Source organism: Paracoccus sediminilitoris, assembly GCF_003259195.1.
GTDB lineage: Bacteria > Pseudomonadota > Alphaproteobacteria > Rhodobacterales > Rhodobacteraceae > Paracoccus > Paracoccus sediminilitoris.
Genome location: NZ_QJPK01000001.1, coordinates 339988 through 362347, shown reverse-complemented (window position 1 = coordinate 362347; position 22360 = coordinate 339988). Strand labels below are relative to the sequence as shown.

At 66.6% G+C, this 22360-nt stretch carries 22 protein-coding genes; 15 read left to right on the top strand and 7 right to left on the bottom strand.

Annotation, left to right across the window (positions count from 1 at the left end):
* Positions 1–3 precede the first annotated feature (3 nt).
* From DKT70_RS01710 to DKT70_RS01675, 8 genes are all read left to right on the top strand, one after another.
* Positions 4–1089, top strand: coding sequence for an ATP-binding protein (locus DKT70_RS01710; RefSeq protein ID WP_111557523.1), 1086 nt, complete (start codon positions 4–6; stop codon positions 1087–1089).
* Between the two features lie 26 nt (positions 1090–1115).
* Positions 1116–1913 carry a ribose-5-phosphate isomerase RpiA gene (rpiA, locus tag DKT70_RS01705; protein WP_233490379.1) on the top strand — a complete coding sequence of 266 codons (798 nt, stop codon included), beginning with the start codon at positions 1116–1118 and terminating at the stop codon, positions 1911–1913.
* A 4-nt stretch (positions 1914–1917) separates the two neighbouring features.
* A complete protein-coding gene (gorA, locus tag DKT70_RS01700; RefSeq protein ID WP_111557522.1) occupies positions 1918–3297 on the top strand; it encodes a glutathione-disulfide reductase in 1380 nt (459 codons plus the stop codon).
* A gap of 116 nt (positions 3298–3413) precedes the next feature.
* Positions 3414–4610, top strand: coding sequence for an FtsH protease activity modulator HflK (gene hflK, locus DKT70_RS01695; RefSeq protein ID WP_111557521.1), 1197 nt, complete (start codon positions 3414–3416; stop codon positions 4608–4610).
* A complete protein-coding gene (gene hflC / locus DKT70_RS01690; RefSeq protein ID WP_111557520.1) occupies positions 4610–5842 on the top strand; it encodes a protease modulator HflC in 1233 nt (410 codons plus the stop codon). Before hflK ends, hflC begins: the two co-directional genes overlap by 1 nt.
* Positions 5843–6184: 342 nt before the next feature.
* Positions 6185–7600: a DegQ family serine endoprotease gene (locus DKT70_RS01685; RefSeq protein WP_233490406.1), complete on the top strand. Its 1416-nt coding sequence runs from the start codon at positions 6185–6187 to the stop codon at positions 7598–7600.
* Positions 7601–7703: 103 nt separating this feature from the next.
* Positions 7704–8027, top strand: coding sequence for a 2Fe-2S iron-sulfur cluster-binding protein (locus tag DKT70_RS01680; RefSeq protein ID WP_108501168.1), 324 nt, complete (start codon positions 7704–7706; stop codon positions 8025–8027).
* Positions 8028–8231: 204 nt separating this feature from the next.
* The gene (locus DKT70_RS01675; RefSeq protein ID WP_111557519.1) at positions 8232–9155 is read left to right on the top strand and encodes a bile acid:sodium symporter family protein; all 924 of its coding nucleotides are present in this window, start codon (positions 8232–8234) and stop codon (positions 9153–9155) included.
* A gap of 7 nt (positions 9156–9162) precedes the next feature.
* Here DKT70_RS01675 and DKT70_RS01670 read toward each other — a convergent pair whose 3' ends face one another.
* From DKT70_RS01670 to DKT70_RS01640, 7 genes are all read right to left on the bottom strand, one after another.
* Positions 9163–9987 (bottom strand): RibD family protein, encoded by an 825-nt coding sequence (locus tag DKT70_RS01670; RefSeq protein ID WP_111557518.1) that lies wholly within the window; start codon positions 9985–9987, stop codon positions 9163–9165.
* Positions 9988–9989: 2 nt separating this feature from the next.
* Complete coding sequence (locus DKT70_RS01665; protein ID WP_111557517.1) at positions 9990–10760, bottom strand: class I SAM-dependent methyltransferase; 771 nt, start codon at positions 10758–10760, stop codon at positions 9990–9992.
* Position 10761: 1 nt separating this feature from the next.
* Complete coding sequence (locus DKT70_RS01660; RefSeq protein ID WP_111557516.1) at positions 10762–11154, bottom strand: 6-pyruvoyl trahydropterin synthase family protein; 393 nt, start codon at positions 11152–11154, stop codon at positions 10762–10764.
* 17 nt (positions 11155–11171) lie between these two features.
* The gene (locus DKT70_RS01655; RefSeq protein ID WP_233490378.1) at positions 11172–12119 is read right to left on the bottom strand and encodes a zinc-dependent alcohol dehydrogenase; all 948 of its coding nucleotides are present in this window, start codon (positions 12117–12119) and stop codon (positions 11172–11174) included.
* A complete protein-coding gene (gene ribA / locus DKT70_RS01650; RefSeq protein WP_111557515.1) occupies positions 12116–13240 on the bottom strand; it encodes a GTP cyclohydrolase II in 1125 nt (374 codons plus the stop codon). Before ribA ends, DKT70_RS01655 begins: the two co-directional genes overlap by 4 nt.
* A gap of 109 nt (positions 13241–13349) precedes the next feature.
* Positions 13350–14126: an inositol monophosphatase family protein gene (locus tag DKT70_RS01645; protein ID WP_233490377.1), complete on the bottom strand. Its 777-nt coding sequence runs from the start codon at positions 14124–14126 to the stop codon at positions 13350–13352.
* Between the two features lie 54 nt (positions 14127–14180).
* Positions 14181–14816 carry a GntR family transcriptional regulator gene (locus DKT70_RS01640; protein ID WP_111557514.1) on the bottom strand — a complete coding sequence of 212 codons (636 nt, stop codon included), beginning with the start codon at positions 14814–14816 and terminating at the stop codon, positions 14181–14183.
* Positions 14817–14879: 63 nt separating this feature from the next.
* On the opposite strand from DKT70_RS01640, the gene ggt reads away from it, so the two are divergent.
* The 7 genes from ggt to DKT70_RS01605 all read left to right on the top strand — a co-directional run bounded on the left by ggt (position 14880) and on the right by DKT70_RS01605 (position 22358).
* Complete coding sequence (gene ggt, locus DKT70_RS01635; RefSeq protein ID WP_233490376.1) at positions 14880–16484, top strand: gamma-glutamyltransferase; 1605 nt, start codon at positions 14880–14882, stop codon at positions 16482–16484.
* A 17-nt stretch (positions 16485–16501) separates the two neighbouring features.
* On the top strand, positions 16502–17488 hold the full coding sequence (locus DKT70_RS01630) for a bile acid:sodium symporter family protein (RefSeq protein ID WP_111557513.1): 987 nt from the start codon (positions 16502–16504) through the stop codon (positions 17486–17488).
* A gap of 118 nt (positions 17489–17606) precedes the next feature.
* Positions 17607–18050 carry a MarR family winged helix-turn-helix transcriptional regulator gene (locus DKT70_RS01625; RefSeq protein ID WP_233490375.1) on the top strand — a complete coding sequence of 148 codons (444 nt, stop codon included), beginning with the start codon at positions 17607–17609 and terminating at the stop codon, positions 18048–18050.
* The gene (locus tag DKT70_RS01620; RefSeq protein ID WP_233490374.1) at positions 18047–19762 is read left to right on the top strand and encodes an MFS transporter; all 1716 of its coding nucleotides are present in this window, start codon (positions 18047–18049) and stop codon (positions 19760–19762) included. Before DKT70_RS01625 ends, DKT70_RS01620 begins: the two co-directional genes overlap by 4 nt.
* Complete coding sequence (locus DKT70_RS01615) at positions 19759–20799, top strand: HlyD family secretion protein (protein ID WP_111557512.1); 1041 nt, start codon at positions 19759–19761, stop codon at positions 20797–20799. Before DKT70_RS01620 ends, DKT70_RS01615 begins: the two co-directional genes overlap by 4 nt.
* 75 nt (positions 20800–20874) lie before the next feature.
* A complete protein-coding gene (locus DKT70_RS01610; RefSeq protein ID WP_072295611.1) occupies positions 20875–21399 on the top strand; it encodes a 2Fe-2S iron-sulfur cluster-binding protein in 525 nt (174 codons plus the stop codon).
* Entirely contained in the window at positions 21396–22358 is a 963-nt protein-coding gene (locus tag DKT70_RS01605) for an FAD binding domain-containing protein (RefSeq protein WP_111557511.1), read from the top strand. The genes DKT70_RS01610 and DKT70_RS01605 overlap by 4 nt, the downstream gene beginning before the upstream one ends.
* Positions 22359–22360 lie beyond the last annotated feature (2 nt).

Here is a 22360-nt window from a genome sequence, read left to right as displayed (position 1 = left end):
CGGATGACGGGGTTTCTGGACGGGGTGCCGGTGCCGATGCTGGCCGTCGATCACACGGCGCGGGTGGTGGCGGTCAACGGCCAGGCGCAGGCGCTGTTCGGCAAGGACCTGGTCAACCGGCCCTTTGTCACGGTGCTGCGCCAGCCGGGCGTCGTGCAGGCGGTGGATTGGGTGCTGAACCCCGACGCCATGCCCGCCCCCGCCCCCGATCCCGCTCTGCCGACGCCGCCCGAAGGCGTGGTGACTCTGCGCGCGCAATTCGGCGCCGACGGGCGCGACATCTTGGCCGAGGTGACGGTCGCGCCCCTGCCGTCGGGAATGGGGCGGGGGGCCACGATCGCCGTCGTCGACCGGTCGGTCGCCGAAGAGGCCGAACAGATGCGCCGCGATTTCGTGGCCAATGTCAGCCATGAACTGAAGACGCCCCTGACCGCGATGATCGGCTTCATCGAGACGCTGCGCGGTCCCGCCCGCGACGATGCGCGCGCCCGCGACCGGTTTCTGGACATCATGGAGCGCGAGGCGGGCCGCATGAACCGGCTGATCAGCGACCTTCTGTCGCTGAGCCGGGTCCAGGCCGAGGAACGCCGCCGCCCCTCCAAGCAGATCGATCTGGCCGGGGTGATCCGGGGGGGGGTGACGATGATGGCCCCCCGCGCCGAGACGGCGGGATTGCGGATCGTCACCGAAGGTTTGGAAGGCTCGGTCCGCCTGCCGGGGGATGCCGACCAGCTGACGCAGGTTTTCCAGAACCTGATCGAGAATGCCATCAAATACGGCGCCGGTGGCGCCGAGGTTCGCATCACCATGACGCGGATCGCCCATGAACCACTGCTGCGCGGTCCGGGATGGGCGGTCACCGTCGCCGATCAGGGCGAGGGGATCGAGGAACAGCATCTGCCGCGCCTGACGGAACGCTTCTATCGCGTGGACACGCATCGGGCGCGGGCGCAGGGGGGAACGGGACTGGGCCTGTCCATCGTCAAGCATATCGTCAACCGCCACCGGGGTCGGCTGCGCATTGAAAGCACGCGCGGAGCGGGCAGCCGTTTCACCGTGATCCTGCCCGAGGGGCTGGCGCGCGGCTGAACGCCCCCCTCGCGCTTTGGCGGACCATGGCCTATAAGCGCGCCATATCCATCCACGAGGGAACCGTCATGTCGCAAACATCGCAGGTCGATCCGGCCAAGCTGGCCGCCGCCAAGGCCGCCGTGGCTTTGGTCGAGGACGGAATGCGGCTGGGCCTGGGCACCGGATCGACCGCCAGCATCATGGTGCGCGAACTGGCCGCCCGCGTGCAGGCCGAAAACCTGACGCTGCGCTGTGCGGCCACGTCCAAGGCGACCGCCGATCTGGCGACCGAACTGGGCATCGCGATCGAGACGCTGGACCAGATCGGCTGGCTGGACATGACCATCGACGGCGCCGACGAGGTCGACCCCCATCTGCACCTGATCAAGGGCGGCGGGGCGGCGCATCTGCGCGAAAAGATCGTCGCCTATGCCAGCGACCGCATGGTCGTCATCGCCGATCCCGGCAAGGTCGTGGAAACGCTTGGCGCCTTTCCCCTGCCGGTCGAGGTCCTGCAGTTCGGCTTCGAGACCACCCGCAAGCTGATCCGCCGCGCGCTGGAGGGGCTGGATCTGGGTGAACACGACATCCTGCAGCGCCTGCAGGGCAGCGACGCCCTGATCACGGATGAAGGCAACTATATCCTCGACCTGCATCTGCAGGAAATCCATGACGCACCCGCGCTGGCCCGCGCGCTGGCGGCCATCCCCGGCGTCGTCGAACACGGGCTGTTCCTGGGCACCTGCGATCTGGCCATCATCGGCCGCGCCGACGGCACGGTTGTGGAACTGGCCCGCGATGCCGATATCGACGCCGACATGCTGGCCCACGAAGGAGAATGAACGCGTGACTTTCGACTATGATCTGTTCGTCATCGGTGGCGGCTCGGGCGGTGTGCGCGCGGCGCGGATCGCTGCTGGTGAACATGGCGCAAAGGTCGGCCTGGCCGAGGAAAGCCGCCTGGGTGGCACCTGCGTCATCCGCGGCTGCGTCCCCAAGAAGCTGATGATCTTCGCATCGCAGGCTGGCAACATGCAGGCCGAGATGCAGGGCTACGGCTGGCCCGATGCGAAAACCGGCGATTTCAGCTGGGAGATCTATCGCGAAAAGCAGGATGCCGAACTGACCCGGCTGGAACTGATCTATCGCGCCGGCCTGGAACGTGCGGGCGTCGAGGTCCACGACCAGCGCGCCAAGCTGGCCGATCACCACACGGTCGAACTGGCCGACGGCACGCGCAAGACCGCCAAGCATATCCTGATCGCGACGGGCGGGCGTCCTGCCAAGATCGGCGTGCCGGGCGAGGAACACGCGATGATCTCGGACGACCTGTTCCTGATGGAGGAGCTGCCCAAGCGGGTGCTGCTGGTCGGCGGCGGTTTCATCGCCTGCGAATTCGCGACCATCCTGGCGGGCTTGGGCGTCGAGACGGTCCAGGCCTATCGCGGCGATGCGGTCCTGCGCGGCTTCGACCGCGAGGCGCGCGACCTGGCGACGCTGCAGCTGTCGCATCAGGGCATCGATCTGCGGCTGGGGATCACGCCCACGCGGCTGGACAAGGGTGCCGACGGGATCACCGTGTCCTTTGACGATGACAGCACCAACCGCTTTGACGCGGTGATGTTCGCCACCGGCCGCGACCCCTATAGCTGGGGCCTGGGGCTGGAGAACACCGAGGTCAGGACCGGCCCCGACGGTTCGATCCTGGTGGACGAATGGTCGCAGACCAGCGTGCCGTCGGTCTTTGCCGTGGGCGACGTCACGAACCGCGTCAACCTGACGCCGGTGGCCATCCGCGAAGGCCACAGCTTTGCCGACACGGTCTTTGGCAACAAGCCCCGCACCGTCGATCACAGCATCGTTGCCAGCGCCGTCTATCTGCGCCCCCATGAACTGGGCAGCGTCGGCCTGACCGAGGAAGAGGCCGTGCTGCACGGTCCGGTGGATGTCTATTCGACCGTGTTCCGGCCCATGCGGTCGATGTTCGCGGGCAGCGACGCGCGGATGATGATGAAGCTGCTGGTCGATCCCGAAACCGACAAGGTGCTGGGATGTCACATCTTCGGCCCCGAGGCCGGCGAGATGATCCAGCTGGCGGCGATCCCCATCGGCATGGGGGCGACCAAGGCGCAGTTCGACGCGACCATCGCCGTGCACCCCACCGCCGCCGAGGAACTGGTGACGATGCGCCAGCCCTCGCGGCGTCATGACGGCGTGCCGGACTGACATTCGCGTGGGGCGCGGCCCTCTGCCGCAGTGGCGGGGGGCTGCAAGGGTTGACATTTGCCCTGCGCGCCCCAGTTTTCAACTAGCGGAATTTACAACGAAAGAAGGTCGATCGGATGGCTAATCAGGGCCCCTGGGGCGGAGGCGGCGGAGGAAACGGCGGCGGTGATGACGAGGATCGCGGCAAGCGGCCTTCCAACCGGCCATGGGGCGACAAGCAGCCCCCCAACGGGCCGCGTCGTCCCGGTCAGGGCGAACCGCAGCGCCCCGAGATCGACGAGCTGATGAAGAAGGGTCAGGAACGCCTGCGCGTCCTGATGGGCGGTCGCGGGACGGGCGGCGGCACCGGAAATGGCGGCGGGCGCGGTCCCTCGGGGCCGAACTTCGGCCTGAACCGCAGCACGCTGGCCGTCGCGGGCCTTGCGGCCGTGGCACTCTGGGCATTCTCCAGCTTCTACCGGGTGCAGACCAACGAACAGAGCGTCGAGTTTTTGTTCGGTCGCGCCGTCGCGGTCGGCACCGAGGGTCTGAACTTTGCCCCTTGGCCCTTCGTCACCGCCGAGGTCGTGGCTGTCACCAACGAACGCACCACGGAAATCGGCACCGGCCGTGCCGGGCCCATGGACAGCGGTCTGATGCTGACCCGCGACCAGAACATCGTGGACATGGAATACCAGGTCGTCTGGAACATCCGCGACCCCGAGATGTACTTGTTCAACCTGGCAGATCCTGCAGACACGATCCGCGCCGTGGCCGAAGCCGCCATGCGCGACATCATCGCCCGCAGCGAGCTGGCGCCGATCCTGAACCGTGATCGCGGTTCCATCGCCACCGACCTGCGCGAGGCCGTGCAGTCAACGCTGGACGAATACCAGTCGGGCATCAACGTCATCCGCGTCAACCTGGACCGTGCCGACCCCCCCGAGGAGGTGATCGACGCCTTCCGCGAGGTTCAGGCGGCCCAGCAGGAACGCGACCGCCTGGAGAAGGAAGCCGACGCCTACGCCAACCGCGTTCTGGCGCAGGCCCGCGGTGACGCGGCGCAGACCCTGGAGCAGGCCGAAGGCTATCGCGCCCAAGCTGTCAACAACGCCTCGGGTGAGGCCGCGCGCTTCAATTCGATCTATGAGGAATATGTGAACGCCCCCGAAGTCACCCGTCGCCGGATGTATCTGGAAACGATGGAAGATGTCTTTGGCGGCTTGAACAAGATCATCATCGGCGAAGGCCTGAACGAAGGGTCCGGACAGGGCGTCGTGCCCTATCTGCCGCTGGATCAGCTGCGACCCAATAACACCGGAGGGACGAACTGATGGCATCCGCGAAGAAAACTCTCTCGGTTCTGGCCATCCCGGCGCTGGTCGTGGTGGCGGTCGTGGCCGCATCGTCGCTGTTCATCGTGGATGAACGCGAAAAGGCGCTGGTCCTGCGTCTGGGCCGGGTGGTCGACGTGCAGGAAACGCCGGGTCTGGGGTTCAAGCTGCCCTTCATCGACAATGTCGTGAAATATGACGGGCGCATTCTGGGCCTGCCGACCAGCCCGCTGGAGGTCACGCCGTTGGATGACCGCCGCCTGGTGGTCGACGCCTTCGCGCGCTGGCGCATCACCGATCCGGTGCGCTTCCGTCAGGCCGTCGGTGCCGCCGGCGTGCAGGCCGCCCAGCAGCGGCTGCAGCCGATCGTGGTCGATGCCATTCGTGGCATTCTGGGGACCGTGCCCTCGACCACGGTGCTGTCGAATGACCGCACGACGCTGATGAACCAGATCCGCGACGAGGCCCGCAGCAATTCGGGCGGTCTTGGGGTGGAGATCATCGATGTCCGCCTGACCCGGACCGACCTGCCCGAGCAGAACCTGAATGCCACCTATGGCCGGATGCGGGCCGAGCGTCAGCGCGAGGCCGCAGACGAGATCGCCCGCGGTGGCGAGGCTGCTCAGCGTGTCCGCGCCGCCGCCGACCGGACCGTGGTCGAGTTGACGTCCGAGGCCAGCCGCCGCGCCGAGATCGTCCGAGGCGAGGCCGATGCGCAGCGCAACGCGATCTATGCCGACGCCTATGGCCGCGACCCGGAATTCTTTGCCTTCACCCGGTCGCTGACCTCGTATCAGCGGGCGCTTGGCGGGGAAAACAGCTCGATGGTGATCCAGCCGGACAGCGAATTCTTCACCTATCTGTCCGATGACGGCGGCGACAGCGCCAATCCTGCATCGACCCCCGTGCCGCCAGGCAATTCGGCGCAGAACGTCACCGCGCCCCGGCCCGAAGCCGATGCCGAAGACGAGGATCTGGTCACCCCCGAGGTCACCGACCGCGAGGGCAACCGGCTGGGCGAAGCCGCGGGCGTGCGGCTTACCCCCGTTCCGGAAAGCCTGGCGACCCCGCCGCAGCAGCAATCCGAGATCGTGGCGCCAGGGGCGACGATCCAGGACGCGCCTGCCGATGAAGGCGAAACCCAACCCACCCCGGAGGAGGCTCCGGCCGCCGAACCTGCTCCCGACGCCACCCCCGAGGCTGATCCGCAGGAAACGACCCCGGCGAATTGATGGAAGCAGAAGCGGGCGGGGGGAAACCTTCGCCCGTTTCCGCAATATAAATCACGATCAGTTCACAAGTCGCGAGCGTGGTTTATTTGCAACTCTCCATGGATTTGCGTTCAACTTCTGCCGCAGCTTCGCGGTCACGCGCTGCCCTGCTGCTTTCGAAACATGAGGACGTTCAGCATGAAATCGCTATTTCCGCGCCATCTGATGACCGCATCGGCGCTGGCCCTTGCCGTGGGCCTTGGTTACGCAGGCGCCCAGCAGACCGAACCTGCGAATGACGACGTGTCGCCCCAAGTCAGCCAGCAGGCGCAGGATGCGGCTGAAAAGAACCAGCCCCTTGGCATGGATGCCACCCAAGCTGACACCGCGCAGGTCATGCCGGGCAGCTTTGCTGACCTGACCGAACAGGTGTCGCCGGCGGTGGTGAACATCACCACCACCTCGGTCGTCTCGCAGCCGACCGGCGGCGGGCCGGCTTTCCCCGAGGGCAGTCCGTTTTCCGACCTGTTCCGCGAATTCGGATTTCCGGGGATGCCGGGCGGACCCGAGGGCGGACCTTCGCCGCGCGCGCCGCAGCGCTCGAACGCCTTGGGGTCAGGGTTCGTGATTTCGGCCGACGGCTATATCGTGACGAACAACCATGTCATCGACGGCGCCGATCAGATCGAGATCGAGTTCTATTCGGGTGAAACCCTGCCTGCCGAGGTCGTGGGCACTGACCCCAACACCGACGTGGCGCTGCTGAAGGTCGAAAGCGACAAGGCCATTCCCTTCGTGGGCTTCGGAAACAGCGACGATGCACGCGTGGGGGACTGGGTCCTGGCGCTTGGCAACCCCCTGGGGCAGGGCTTCTCGGCCAGTTCGGGGATCGTGTCGGCGCGCAATCGCGAATTGTCGGGCACCTATGACGACTATCTTCAGACCGACGCCGCCATCAACCGCGGCAACTCGGGCGGGCCGTTGTTCAACCTGAAGGGCGAAGTGATCGGCGTGAACACCGCCATCCTGTCGCCCAATGGCGGCTCGATTGGGATCGGTTTCTCGATGGCGTCGAACGTGGTGTCGCAGGTCGTCGATCAGTTGCGCGAATTCGGTGAAACCCGCCGCGGCTGGCTGGGCGTCATGATCCAGGACGTCACCCCCGAAATGGCCGAGGCGATGAACCTGGACGCCGAGGGCGGCGCGATGATCACCGACGTGCCCGAAGGCCCCGCCCGTGATGCGGGCCTAGAGACCGGTGATGTCATCGTTGCCTTCGACGGCCAGCCCGTCGAGGATACGCGCGGTCTGGTACGCCGCGTCGCCGAAGCCCCCTCGGGCGATACCGTACAGGTCGAGGTCGTCCGCGAGGGCGAGAGCCAGACCATCGACGTGACCTTGGGACGTCGGGAAACCGCGCAAGGCGAAAGCGGCGGCGGCACGGCCACCGAAGAACCGACCGAAACCGACCTGCTGGGCATGTCCCTGACCCCTCTGACGCCCGAAATGGCACAGGAATTGGGCGTGTCGCGCGACACCAAGGGCGTGGCCATCACCGACGTCGATCCCGAAGGCGCTGCCGCCGACAAGGGTCTGGCACCGGGCGATGTCATCACCGACGTGAATCAGCAGAAGGTCACCACCATCAAGGAACTGCAGGACCGCGTCGCCGAGGCCCGCGATGCGGGCCGCAAGTCGGTCCTGATGCTGATCCGCCGCGGGGGCGAGCCGCTGTTCGTGGCACTGACCTTGGCCGAAGAGGAAGAACCGGCCGAATGATCGCGGTCCGATGACAAGACAAGGGGGCGGTCCTTCGGGGCTGCCCCTTTTCAAATCATCGCCGAGCGACTAATTCGGCCGGGGAAACAAGGGAACAAGCGACATGGCGAAGATTACCTATATCGAACATAACGGCACCCGCCACGACGTCGAGGTCCGCCCCGGCATGACCGTGATGGAGGGCGCGCGCGACAATGGCGTTCCGGGCATCGATGCCGATTGCGGCGGCGCCTGCGCCTGTTCGACCTGCCATGTCTATGTCGATCCCGCATGGCTGGACAAGCTGCCCCCCCGCGACCCGATGGAGGAGGACATGCTGGATTTTGCCTATCAGCCCGATCCCGCCCGTTCGCGTCTGACCTGCCAGATCAAGGTCACCGAGGATCTGGACGGGCTGGTCGTCCAGCTGCCCGAACGTCAGATCTGATTTCAGCGCCAGCCTTAAACATGATGCCGCGCCGCCCGGAGACGGGGGCGCGGTTTTTCCATGTCCGAAGGTGGTGCGGGCGGGGCACATGCAGCTGGAAAAATATTCCGCGATTATAGCATCGCCGGTTGTGCCCGCCGGATCGCCCCGCTAAGGCCAGCCCCGGACGGATGGCGCATCTTTCATGCGCGACAGGAGGGTGATTTGAAGGTTCTGGCACGGTTTTCACAGTTTGTCGGCAATACATTTGCGCTTTGGGTTCTGCTTTTCGCCGTGCTGGGGTTCGTGATGCCCGAAACCTTCCGGCAGTTGACGCCGTGGATCGTGCCGCTGCTGGGGATCATCATGTTCGGGATGGGCCTGACCATTTCGGGCCGCGATTTCGCCGAAGTCTTTCGCCGCCCCGTCGATGTGGGCATCGGGGTGGTGTCGCAATTCCTGATCATGCCGCTGCTGGCGGTGATCCTAACGCGCATCATCCCGATGTCGCCCGAGGTCGCGGCGGGCGTCATCCTGGTCGGCTGCTGCCCGGGCGGAACATCGTCGAACGTGATGACCTATCTGGCCAAGGGCGACACGGCATTGTCGGTCGCCTGCACCAGCGTCACCACGCTGCTGGCGCCCATCGTGACGCCGTTCCTGATGCTGATGCTGGCCAGTGAATACTTGCCGGTGGATGCCTGGGCGATGTTCGTGTCGATCCTGAAGCTGGTGCTGCTGCCGCTGGCGCTTGGCTTTCTGGCCCAGAAGCTTGTGCCGGGGCCGGTGCGCGCGGCCATTCCGGCGCTGCCCCTGGTCAGCGTCACGGGGATCGTGCTGATCGTGGCGGCGGTCGTGGGGGCCTCGAAGGGGGCCATCGCGGAATCGGGGCTGATGATTTTGGCGGTCGTCGTGCTGCATAACGGCCTGGGCTATGCGATCGGGTTTCTGGCCGCCCGCGCGGCGGGGCTGAGCCTGGCGCGCCGCAAGGCCATCTCGATCGAGGTCGGCATGCAGAATTCCGGCCTGGCGGCGGCGTTGGCGACGGCCTATTTCTCACCCGTGGCCGCGGTTCCGGCGGCGATCTTCAGCGTCTGGCACAATATCTCGGGCGCCATCGTCGCCAGCGTCTTGGCACGGATGAAATAACCCAGCCCTAGCAGGCGGCGCTGTGTCCCTGACGGTGGATGGGTTCCTGCGCCGCGATGGCCTGTGCGCCCAAGGCGCAGTCGAAGACGATATCGCTGCCCAGACCGAAAATGCGCGTCTGGGGTCGATAGGCTTGGGACAGGGTCTGGACCTCGGTCCGGGTGGTCAGTCCCTGCGGTCCCGACCCGATGATCAGCGGCGCGACCGAGACCTGCAGCAGGTCCAGCAGCCCGGCCTCCAGAAAGCCGGTGATGGTCAACCCGCCGCCTTCGATCAGCAGATGCCCGATCCCCATCCCGCGCAGTCCTTCAAGGATCTGTCGGGGGTCCAGCCGGCCGTCAGCGGTGGTCAAACGCAGCACCTCGACCCCGGCGGGACGGGGGCGGTCGACGGCCTGCACGATGATCCGCCGCGCGCCGCAATTCGTCAGCACCGGCGCATCGTCGGGCAGGCGGCCCCGGGGGTCGATGACGATGCGGGCCGGGTTGCTGCCGTCGCACAGGCGCACCGTCAGGCGGGGATTGTCATGCAGGGCTGTGCGAACGCCGATGACCACCCCGTCCACCAGCGCGCGCAGCCGATGCAGATGCGCCAGCCCGTCGGGGCCTGACACGTCGCGCGCATCCCCGCTGGCCGTGGCGATGCGCCCGTCCAGCGACTGCCCCACCTGCGCGACGGTGATGGGCCCCAGATCGCGGCGGGCGATGGGACCATAGACCTGCAGCGCCGCGCGTTCGGGGGCGGAAAACCTGCCGCAGCAGGCGCAGGATGCGCCATCGCGGATCGCCAGAAGCCGGTCCCAGACACGGCGTGAAACCTCGATGGCCTCCATGGTCAGTCCTTCCTGTCCTGTGACGGCAATGCCAGCAGATCCTGATGGCCGATGGTGCAAAGACCGCCTTGGGCGATGCGGTCGCGCGCCCAGTCATTGGCCCGTTCCATGCCCTGTTCGCCAGCGGCCCCTGCGATGCCTAGGACCAGCTGTTCATGCATGCGTGCGTGTTCCGCGCCGATCTTCCACGGGCTGTCGGCAATGGTGGTATCAAAGCCGGCCTCGGCGAAGGCGGACCGGGCAAAGCTGCCCGCATCCGGACCAAGCGCCGGACCCAGGCCCTTGTCGCCGCGCTGGTGGCGGTTGAAAGCCGCGCGCGCCTCGGCATCGCCCGGCAGGGTCGGGTCCCAATTCATTACGCCATCATAGGACAGCGCCGCATAAAAGCCGATGCCCCGGTCGGCCAACAGTCGCGCCAGGTCGCGGACCCACGCCGCAGGCATCAGGTCCAGCAGCGCGGACGCCGTCACCAGCGTCACCCCGTCAAGGGGCAGGGCCGACAGCTGGCCCAGATCCAGCACATGGGTCCGGGCATCCCGGACCTGGTCGCGGGCGATCGCCAGAAGGGCCGGGTCATTGTCGACCAAGTGCCACTGCGCCCCCGCCGGGATGTGACCGGACATGGCCCGCAGGGTCGATCCCGTGCCGCATCCCAGATCCATGATGACGGGACGCGGCCCCGCCGCCCGCACTGCGCGCTGCGTCAGCGCATCGTCGCGGGCCTGCCGGTCAACGGGTTCACGAAGCGACAGCCATTCCGGCGAAAAGCCCATATCAGATGTCCTGTTCGAACCAGGCGCGCGCGACATGGCTTTCATGCAGGGTCACGCGCAGGCGCTTGACGGGATGCTTGCCCAGACGACCGCTGCGGGCGGCTTCGGCAAGGCTGTCGAAGATCTGCTGGCAGAGAAATTCGGTGGTCGTGAACTTGCCCTTGAAGGCCGGAACCTCGTCCAAGTTCTGATAACGCAGGGGGGACAGGGCTTGGGCCAGGGCCTCGGTGGCAAGGCCCATGTCCACGACCAGACCTTCGTCGTCCAGGGTTTCGGCAAAGAAGCCGGCATCGACGGTGAAGGTCGCGCCATGCATACCCTGCGCCGGACCGAAGGTCGGCGAGGGCAGCGAATGGGCGATCATGATGTGGTCTCGGACTTCGACGGCGAACATGGGTGCTCCTGTAGGGGTCAATAGGTGATGCGGTGACAGAGGGTGGCCGGATCGGCCAAGATGTCGGGATAGGTGTCGGCGATCCGCTCGAACGGGGTTTCCCCCGAGATCAGGTGGTCAAGACGGTCGTCCGCCAGCAGATCCAGCGCCTTTCTCAGCCGGCGGCGCAGCGTCCAGCGCGGCGCGCGTTCGGGCGGAACGGATCCGACCTGGGAACTGACGATGCGCAGGCGCCTGCTGTGGAACGCGCCCCCCAGGGGCAGTGCGATCTGGGCCGCGCCATGCCAGCTGGCCTCGATGATGGTGGCCTGCGGGGCGGCAAGCGACAGCGCCTGGACCAGGCCCGCCTGACTGGCGCTGGTATGGATGACGACGTCCTGATCGGCCTGGGCTTCGTCGGGCGTGGCAAAGATGCCGCCCATGCAGGCGGCGATCCCTGCGCGAGCGGTCTGGGTGTCGATCACGGTGACCTCGGCCCCCGGCAGGCGCGAGGCCAGATGCGCCACCAGCAGGCCGACGAGCCCGGCCCCGATGACGGTGATCCGGTCGCCTGCGCCCGCGCCGCTGTCCCACAGGATGTTCAGCGCGGTTTCCATGTTGGCTGCCAGAACCGCCCGTTCCGGGGGCAGGCCGTCGGGCAGGGGGATCAGCGCATCGTCGGGCAGGCGGAACTGGTCCTGATGAGGGTAGAGCGCAAAGACCGCCCGCCCCGCATACGCACCTTCGGTCGCCTGGCCGACGGCGGAATATCCGTATTTGACCGGAAAGGGGAAATCGCCCTGCTGGAACGGCGCGCGCATGCGGTCATGTTCGCTGTCGGGAATGGTGCCCGATAGAACCAGCTTTTCGGTCCCGCGGCTGATGCCGGTGAACAGCGTCGTGACCAGCGATCCCTCGCCCATGTCGGCGGGGCAGATCTGGGCGCGGTCGGGGGCGGTGATCCACAATCCGATTGCGCCGCTCACATCATATGTCCCGATTTGCTGGCCTTGATGTCCAGATAGCGGGAATTTTCCGGGCCGCGGCCCACCATCAGGGGCACGCGTTCGACGACCTTGATGCCGTCGCTGGTCAGGCGGGCGATCTTGGCGGGATTGTTGGTCATCAGCCGCACCTGATCGATACCCATCTGGCGCAGCAGGCTAGCGCCAATGCGAAAATCGCGTTCGTCATCGGCAAATCCCAGGTGGTGGTTGGCCTCGACCGTGTCCAGGCCCTGATCCTGCAGACCGTAGGCGCGCATCTTGTTGGCCAGCCCGATGCCGCGTCCCTCCTGGTTCAGATAAAGCAGAACGCCGCTACCGGCTGCGTTCATCGCGGCCAGGGCCGCCTGCAGTTGCGGCCCGCAATCGCATTTCAGGCTGCCCAGCACGTCGCCAGTGAAACAGGCCGAATGCAGGCGCACCAGAACGGGCTGGTTGGGGTCGGGCGTGCCGACCTGAATGGCGTAATGCTCTGCTCCACCATCAGGTGCACGAAAGACATGCAACCGGCCCGCCGACGCCGCAGCCATAGGCACCCGGGCGTCCGAAACGGGATGCATGTCGCGCGCCGCGTCCAACTGGGCAATCACGTCGGCGGCGGGCAGGCTGCCGAAACCGTGGCGCGCCGCGTTCTGGGTTACCCAAGACCCCGTGACGACCAAAGCAGCCGGGACCAGTTCGGCCCGCTTGACCAGCCTGATAGCCGCGTGATGTATGTCACCCGCCACCTGTGCAGCGCTTTCTGGGGCGGGCTGGGTCCACGGGTGGCGCGGATCGGCGGCAGCCTTCAGCAAATCCAGATCGGCTTTCGGGGGTATTTGGATGACCGAAACCTCGGGTGTGGTATCCTGGACGCCAAGGGCCGCGGCGCGATAGGCGGTCAGCACCAATTGGCACTGCCCGGACAGGGCAGCAAAACGCGCGGGGCTGAGAGTTTCGACCGGTAGGATCATCGCGTGATCGCCACCTTGCGTCAGGATCGCAGGAAGCCCCAGCCGAAGGTCCGAGACGACCCGCGCAACGCGTTCCGACAGGTCGGGTGCCAGCGGGTCGGGGGTTTGCGCAGCCGTATCTGCGAAGGTGAACGGAGCATAGGCGCGCATGATCTACCGTCATCAATGTTACGTGGTCACGAAAAAGCGAACGTCCCGGATCGTGCCAAGTTCCCGCGCCGTCATTCCATGTGGCGGTTTGTCGCGACGGCGCCGCCTTCTAGGACCCGTCGCGCAACAGCTTGGCAAAGCGATCGAAATGCGGCGTCCGCGCGGTGATGACGGTGCCGGTCCGTTCGGGGGCCTCGCCCGGCAACCATCCCTCGACCTGGCAGGCGGCAGCGCGCAGCAGGACAAGACCTGCCGCGATGTCCCAGGGGCGCAGGGTGCGTTCCCAGAAGCCGTCCAACCGTCCTGCTGCGACATAGGCCAGATCCAGCGCTGCCGCGCCCATCCGCCGCACTCCGGCCGAATGGGGCAGCACCCGGCACAGATCCTGCGCATGGTCGGGGATATGGGGCATGTCGCCAAAGGGCAGGCCGGTGCCGAACAGGCAGTTGTGGAATGCGGGCACGGGCGGCTGCGTGACGGGCTGACCGTTCAGCAGAAAGGGGCCGCCCGCGATGGCGCTGAAGGTCTGGGACCGGCAGGCGTCGTGGACCACGCCCAAGACCAGCTTGCCGTCCTGTTCCAGCGCGACCGAAACCGCCCATTGGTCGATCCCGCGCAGAAAATTCGTGGTACCGTCCAAAGGATCGACGATCCAGCGGCGGCTGCCCTGGATCTGGTCCGTCTCCTCGCCCAGCCAGCCGTCGCCGGGCTGGATCAGGTGGTCGCGCAGCAGCGCCTCGGCGCCGTGATCGGCCTGCGAGACGAAATCACCGGGGCGCTTTTCGTCGATCGTCAGGCTGCCGCGGTCATGCCAATGCCGCAACAACAGGTCTCCGGCCTGTCTTGCGGCAAGGGTGGCGGTGTTCAGGTCGGTTTCCAGGGTCACGCAGGGGGCCTTTCGGTCGGGACAGGGTGGCAACGTCGCGGGGCCATGGTGGTTTCAGGGTCTTTCGGCAATCATGCGCAAAACCACGGCCAGAGACGTGGCCATGTGGTCGCGCATCAGGCCGGCGGCGCGGTCGCCATCCTGCGCCATGATGGCCTGCAGAATGGCGCGGTGTTCGCGGCGCGAGCTTTCCATCCGGCGGGCGCTGGTCTGGAACTGGGCGTTGCGCCACGGCAGGCTGCGGCGGTTCAGGTCGTCCAGCATCCCCGCCAGCACCCGGTTGCCCGCGCCATGACGCAGGGCGTCGTGGAACTGCGCGTTCAGCACCGCATAGCCGGCATGGTCGCCGCTGTCCTGATCGATGATGCGGGCCAGTTCGGCGCGGGCGATGGCGGTCATGCGCTGCGCGGCCAGACCGGCGCACAGGGCCTCGATCTCTCCCAGGGCCTCGAAAAGATCGCGCAGCGCCTCGGGTGTCATCTGCCGCACGACAAAGGCGCGGCGGGGGCCACGTTCGACCAGCCCTTCGGCGGCCAGACGCTGCAGCGCCTCGCGCACCGGCGTGCGCGACAGGGAAAATCGGCCCGCCAGGACGGTTTCGCCCAAGGGGTCGCCGGGGCGCAGCTGTCCGGCGACGATCTGCGCGGACAGCGCGGCATGGATCTGGTCGGCGGATCGTTTGGCGGTCATGGCGACTTCCGTTGATTGTATTCCTGGCCATAAGATATGTATACAAGTGACAAGCGCAATGCCATGAGGTTCCAGATGCACGGTTTCGATTTCCTTTCGGGGCGCAGGCCCTCGACCTATGCGGGCAAGGCGATGGTGGCGACCTCGCATCCGCTGGCGACGGCTGCGGGACTGGCGGTGCTGTCGCGGGGCGGAAATGCCGTCGATGCCGCGATCGCCGCCAGCGCCGTGCAGGCCGTGGTCGATCCGCTGATGACCGGCATCGGGGGCGATTGCTTTGCGCTTTATGCGCCTGCGCGTGGCAAGGTCATGGCGCTGAACGGATCGGGCCGTGCCCCCGCCGCCGCCACGATCGACGCGCTGAAGGATGCGGGTCTGACCGATCACATCCCCCAGGACAGCGCGCATGCGGTCACCATCCCCGGTGCCATCGCCGCCTGGTGCCGCCTGCATGCCGATCACGGGTCGCTGCCGCTGGCGCAGCTGTTCGCGCCGGCCATCGATCATGCCCGCAACGGTTACCCGGTGACGCCGCGCGTGGCCCAGGACTGGGCCGAGGCCGCCGCGCAGGTGGCGGGTGACGACCATGCGGCGGCGCTGTTCCTGCCGGATGGCAAGCCCCCCATTGCCGGGTCTCGCCATGCCCAGCCTCTCCTGGCCGACCGGTTGAAGGAGATCGCCGCCCATGGCGCACGCGCCTTCTATCAGGGGCCGACGGCTGCGCGGATGGTGGCGCATCTGCGCAGCCTTGGCGGATTGCACAGCGAACAGGATTTCGCCGATGCCACGGATGGGGCGGAATGGGTCGAACCGGTCAGCGCTTCCTATCGCGGGTTCGAGGTCCACGAATGCCCACCGAACGGGCAGGGGCTGGCGGCCCTGCTGATCCTGAAGATCATCGAGGGTTTCGACATCGCCGCCATGTCCCCCGCCGACCGCATCCACCTGCAGGCCGAGGCGACCAAGCTGGCCTATCACCACCGCGACGCATTGCTGGGCGACCCGGACCATTGCGCGGGGCTGGCCGAAACCCTGCTGTCGGAACCCGCCATCGCGGCGCTGCGGGCGCGTATCGACATGACCCGCGCCATGCCGCCCGCCCTGTGGGACGAACCCGAACACAAGGACACCATCTATCTCTGCGTGGTGGATGAACAGGGGAACGCCATCTCGTTCATCAATTCCATCTTCCACGGTTTCGGATCGACCCGGCTGGATCCCTCGACGGGGGTGCTGTTCCAAAGCCGCGGCGCGTCTTTCCGCCTGATCCCCGGCCATCCGAACGCCATCGCGCCGGGCAAGCGGCCCATGCACACGATCATTCCCGGTATGGTCACCCAAGGCGGCCGCGCAGTGATGCCCTTCGGCGTGATGGGCGGGCAATATCAGGCGACGGGGCACGCAGCCTTTCTGTCGGCGGTGATCGACCGCGGGCTGGACCTGCAGGCGGCCATGGACGAACCACGCAGCTTTGCGACCGAAGGCCGGCTGAATGTCGAACCGACGCTGCCGCAGGCGGTGCGCGACGACCTGACGGCGCGGGGCCATGCGATCAATGTGCTGACATCGCCCATGGGCGGGGCGCAGGCGATCCGCATCCATGCCGATACCGGCCTGCTGGAGGGTGGGTCCGACAGCCGCAAGGACGGCATGGCCCTGGGATACTGAGGACAGGAGATCACCGTATGACACGATTTCTGAAACGGATCGGCATCGACAGCTATATGCTGATGCTGCTGGGCACCGTCTTCCTGGGGCTGCTGCTGCCCGCCCAAGGCATCGCGGCGGAGGCGCTGTCGCAGGTCACCTATTGGGCGGTGGCGCTGCTGTTCTTCCTCTATGGCGCCAAGCTGGACCCGTCATCGGTCAAGGCGGGGATGCTGAACTGGCGGCTGCAGGGGCTGACATTCCTTGCGACCTATTTGATGTTCCCGTTGACCGGGCTGCTGATGGCGGCGATCTTCGGCGATCTGCTGGGACCGCAGGTGACGATGGGGCTGCTGTTCCTGTCGGTGCTGCCTTCGACGGTGCAATCCTCGATCGCCTTTGTCAGCATGGCGGGGGGCAACGTGCCGGCGGCCATCTGCGCGGCCTCGCTGTCGAACCTGATCGGCGTGGTGCTGACCCCCACGCTGGTGGCGCTGGTGCTGCATGCCGGGGACGGGGGTGTCAGCCTGGACGCCGTCCTGCGCATCGGCAGCCAGATCCTGCTGCCCTTTGTGGCGGGGCAGGTCCTGCGCCCTTGGGTCGGCGGCTTCGTCAAGTCGCGCAAGACGCTGACGCTGATCGTGGACCGTGGGGCGATCCTGCTGATCGTCTATTCGGCCTTCAGCGCGGGGACGGTGTCGGGGCTCTGGGCGTCGATCCCCCCTGCGGCGTTGCTGGCGCTGGTGGCGGTCATGCTGGTCTTTCTGGCCATCATCTTTGGGGTGATGGTCGGGGCCGGGCGCGCCTTCCGTCTGCCAAGGGAGGATCGCGCCGTCCTGTTCTTCTGCGGATCGACCAAAAGCCTGGCGTCTGGGCTGCCCATCGCGGCGGCGCTCTTCCCGCCCGAAACGGTGGGCGCGACCGTGTTGCCGGTGCTGGTCTATCACATGTCGCAGCTGCTGGTCTGCGCGATGATCGCCCAGCACAGCGCGCGCCGGAACCAGGAGCAGGCGCTGGTGGCCTGACCGCCGCGCAACCCGGCCATTCGCGATTTGCATGACGTGCAATTTTTTTCAGGGCGCGGGTGTTGACCGGGTGGGGCAATCTACTTAGCTGGCTAATCAACCAGCGACAGGAGATCCCGTGCCCCGCCCCGAAGAAGACCAGACCCATCAGATCTTGGACGTGATCCTGCACCTGATGCGCGACATGCGCCGGTCCTATGACCGGCGGGCGCGGGGCATGGGGCTGACGCTGTCGCGCGCCCGGGTCCTGACGACGCTGGCCCGCAACGAAGGCATCACCCAGACCGAATTGGCCGCCGATCTGGCCATCGAATCCCCCACGCTCAAGCGTCAGATCGACGCGCTGGTGGCGGACGGTTTCATCCTGCGCGCACCCTTGGAAGGGGACGGTCGCAAGAACGCGCTGTTTCTGACCGATCGCGGTCGCGACGCCGAGATCGTCGAGTTCACCATGCGCCTGCGCCGCGAGATCCTGAAGGGCATTCCCGACAGGGATCTGGATCAGGCAACCGGCGTTCTGCACCAGATCACCCGGAACATTCAGGATCTGGACCGGACATGAGCAACCAGCCAGCCTCCGATCAGCCAGCCTCCGACCAGCCGACCTTTGCCCAGCCAGGCGCCTACCGGTCCGACCCCCGGCCCGACGCGCAGGTGGATACCGCGCCCGCACAACCTGCGGCCCAGCCCGCCGGTCATCCGCCGCTGCCGTTCCGCTGGGCCGTGGCCTATATGCTGGCGGCGGCGGTCATCGCGCTGTCGCAAGGGTTGCAGCAGGGTTTTGTCGTGACGAACCTGGGACCCCTTGCGGGCGACCTGGGGGTGACGACGGCGACATCGGCCTGGCTCTATATCGCCTATACCATCCCGCGGGCGGCGCTGCCGGTGCTGCTGATCAAGGTGCGCACTCAATACGGGCTGCGCCGTTTCGCGGAACTGGGGATTGTCGTCTATGTGATCGTGGCGTTCGCCTCGGTCTGGATCACCGATTTTCGCTCGGCGCTGGTGGTGCAGGTGCTGTCGGGGGCGGCGGCCGCGCCGCTCTCCACCTTGGGCTTCCTTTACATGCTCGAGGCGCTGGCCCCGGAATGGAAGATGCGGCTGGGCCTGCCGATGGCGCTGACGGTGCTGCTGGGCGGCACGACCATCGCGCGCGTCGTTTCGCCGGTGCTGATCGGGGACGGGGGCTTCTTCTGGGTGCACCTGACCGGATTGGGGCTGGCGATGGTGTCGCTGATGCTGGTGTTTTTCCTGCCGCTGCGCCCGATCCCGCGCATGAAGGTAATCGAGCGGATGGATTTCCTCAGCTTCGGGCTGATCACCATCGGTTTTGGCGGGCTGATCGCGGCCTTCGTCATGGGACCGATCTATTACTGGACCGATGCGCCCTGGATCGGCTGGCTGGTCATCATGGGCTTCACCGCGCTTGTCCTGGGCGTCATCACCGAACTGAACCGCAAGGCGCCGCTGCTGGACATCCGCTGGCTGGCATCGCCCGCCATCCTGCACCTGACGGCGACGCTGTTCCTGTTCCGCTTGATCCTGTCCGAACAGGCGGCGGGCGCGCCCAAGATGTTCGCGGTGCTGGGCGTCGCGCCCGACCAGATGACGACGCTGTTCGCCATCATCTTCCTGGCCAGCCTGGTTGGCGCGCTGGCCTGCGTGGCATGGATGCGACCCACCCGCGTGCCGTGGTTCCACCTGATCGCGCTGCTGATCATCGCCTTTGCGTCCTGGCTGGACAGCCAGTCCAGCACCCTGACCCGGCCCATGCAGATGATCGTGTCGCAGGCGCTGGTCAGCTTTGCCAGCATGCTGTTCATCCCGCCCGCAATGCTGTCGGGCCTGCTGATCGCGCTGGCCAAGGGGCCGCAATACCTGCTGTCCTTCGTCATCATCTTCATCTCGTCCCAGACCTTGGGCGGGGTGCTGGGGTCGGGGCTTTTCTCGACTTTCACCACGCATCGTCAGGCCTTTCACATGCAAAGCCTGACCGAACAGCTGACCGCCAGCGATCCGCAGACCATGCAGGCCATCGCAGGCGGCGCGGCATCGCTGGCCGGCCAGATTTCCGATGCCGGCACCCGCGTCGCGCAGGCCACCAGCCAGGTCGTGCAATCGGCATCGGCCGAAGCCTGGGTCCGGGCCTATGACGACGCCTATCTTTTGACCGCCTTCGTGGCGCTGATCGCGGCGGCGATGCTGCTGCTGCATCTGCTGCGCGACCTGATGGCCCGCCGGGCCCAAACCGACATTCCAAGGGCAAGACCATGAAAAAAGAAAACCTTCTGCCGACTGCCATCGCCCTGGTCCTTGGGATCGCGGGTGTCATGCTGCTGCTGTTCGCCTGGCATCTGCCGCCGTTCCAATCCTCGGTGCCCACGACGCAGAACGCCTATCTGCGCGGCAAGGTCACCACGATCGCGCCGCAGGTCTCGGGCTATGTCGCCGCGGTCGAGGTGCAAGATTTCGACACCGTCAAGGCGGGCGACGTGATCGCGCGCATCGACGACCGCATTCCCCGCCAAAAGCTGGCCCAGGCCGAGGCGCAGCTGCAGGCCGCCCATGCCGCGCTGAAGGTGGCCGAACAGACCATCGTGTCATCCGAAGCATCGGCCCGCGCCAACCAGGCCTCGGTCGAGGCAGCGGCTTCGGCCCTGGAAACCGCACGGTCCGAGGCCGATCGGTCGGGGCGGCTGCTGGACCGGGGCGTCACGTCCCAGTCATCAAGCGACCAGGCCGAGCTGGCGCTGCAACAGGCCCTGGCCGCCCAGGCCCAGGCCCAGGCCCAGTTGGACGTCCAGACCGAGACCATCCGATCGGCCAAGGTGGCGCTGGATGCCCGCCGCGCCGACATCACCAGCGCCGAGGCCGCGGTCGAACTGGCCCGCATCGACCTGGAGAACACCATCATCCACGCGCCCACTGACGGGCATCTGGGGCAGGTTTCCGTAAGGGTGGGGCAATACGTCACGCCGGGCACCGCGCTGGTGTCCCATGTCGGCACCGAGCTGTGGGTGATCGCCAATTTCCGCGAGACGAACCTTACCGGCCTGACCGAGGGCGAGACGATCAGCTTTACCGTGGACGCGCTGCAGGACCGCCGCTTTACCGGCAAGGTTCAGTCGTTTTCGCCGGCGACGGCGTCGGAATACAGCCTGCTGTCGGGAACGAACGCGACGGGCAATTTCACCAAGATCGCGCAGCGCCTTCCGGTGCGCCTGTCCATCGACGCGGGCCAGGACGGGGCGGAAAAGCTGCGCCCCGGCATGTCCGTGATCGTGCGCGCCGAGAGGGCCCCCGATCTTTAACTTGCCGGCCAAGGAACCCCAGGCTGTGCGCCACGTTGCCCCTGACCCAGCAAAAGCGGTTCAAGGAGCCCAAACATGGCGCACACACCCGCAGCCAGGATTGCCGTCAACGGCACCTATCACGATTACAATGGCGACCCGCGCCGCACCCTTCTGGATTTCCTGCGCCTTGAACTGGGCATGACGGGAACCAAGAAGGGTTGCGATCACGGCCAATGCGGGGCCTGCACCGTCCACGTCAATGGCCGCCGCGTGAATTCCTGCCTCTCGCTTGCCGTCATGCATGACGGCGACGAGGTGACCACCATCGAAGGCATCGGCATGCCCGACAAGCTGTCGGCATTGCAGAAGGCCTTCGTTGAACATGACGGCTATCAGTGCGGTTATTGCACGCCCGGCCAGATCTGTTCCGCCGCCGCCATGATCGAGGAGCTGAAGGCCGACTGGCCAAGCGCGCTGACGGAAGACGTCGCCTCGAACCCTGTCCCCAGTGACGACGAATTACGCGAACGCATGAGCGGCAACCTGTGCCGCTGTGGCGCATATGATAACATCATCGCCGCCATCAAGGACGCGATGGGAAAAGAGGTGGCATCATGAAGGCCTTTGACTACGCCCGCGCCGCCGATCTGCCCGATGCCGTCGGTTCAGACGCCAAGCTGATCGCCGGGGGCACGAACCTGCTGGACCTGATGAAGCTGGAGGTCGAGACACCCGACGCCCTGCTGGACATCAACCGCATCGGTCTGGACCTGATCGAACCCGAAGGCGACGGGCTGCGCATCGGCGCGTTGGTGACCAATTCCGATTGCGCCTCCGATGCCCGCGTCCGCAAGGACTGGCCGCTTTTGGCCAAGGCGATCCTGGCGGGTGCCAGCCCGCAGCTGCGCAACAAGGCCACCACGGGCGGCAACCTGTGTCAGCGGACCCGTTGCGGTTACTTCATGGACAACCAGTCGCCCTGCAACAAGCGCGAGCCGGGGACGGGCTGTGCCGCCAAGGGCGGTTTCAACCGTATCCACGCCATTCTTGGTGCCTCGGATGCCTGCATCGCCACCTATCCGGGCGACATGGCGGTGGCGCTGTCGGCGCTGGACGCACAGGTCGTGATCGCCGGTCGCGGCGATTCCCGCACCGTCCGCGTCCGCGATTTTCACGTGCTGCCCGGCGATGCCCCGCAGCATGAAAACGTCCTGCAACCCGGCGAGGTCATCACCGGCGTCACCCTGCCTGCGCCCGTCGAAGGCGTGCAGATTTATCGCAAGGTGCGCGACCGTGCCTCCTATGCCTTCGCGCTGATGTCGGTGGCAGCGGTGATCCGCATGGATCAGGGCCGTATCGCCCATGCGCAGCTGGCCTTTGGCAGTCTTGCCCACAAGCCTTGGCACGATCCCCGCATCGAGGAGCTGCTGACCGGCGAGACACCGTCGCCCGCGCTGTTCGACAAGGCCGCCGACCTGCTGCTGGAAAACGCGCAGGGCTATGGCGCCAACGATTTCAAGATCCCTCTGGCGCGCCGCACCCTTGCGGCGGTGCTGGCCGAAGCCACGGGAGTGTGACG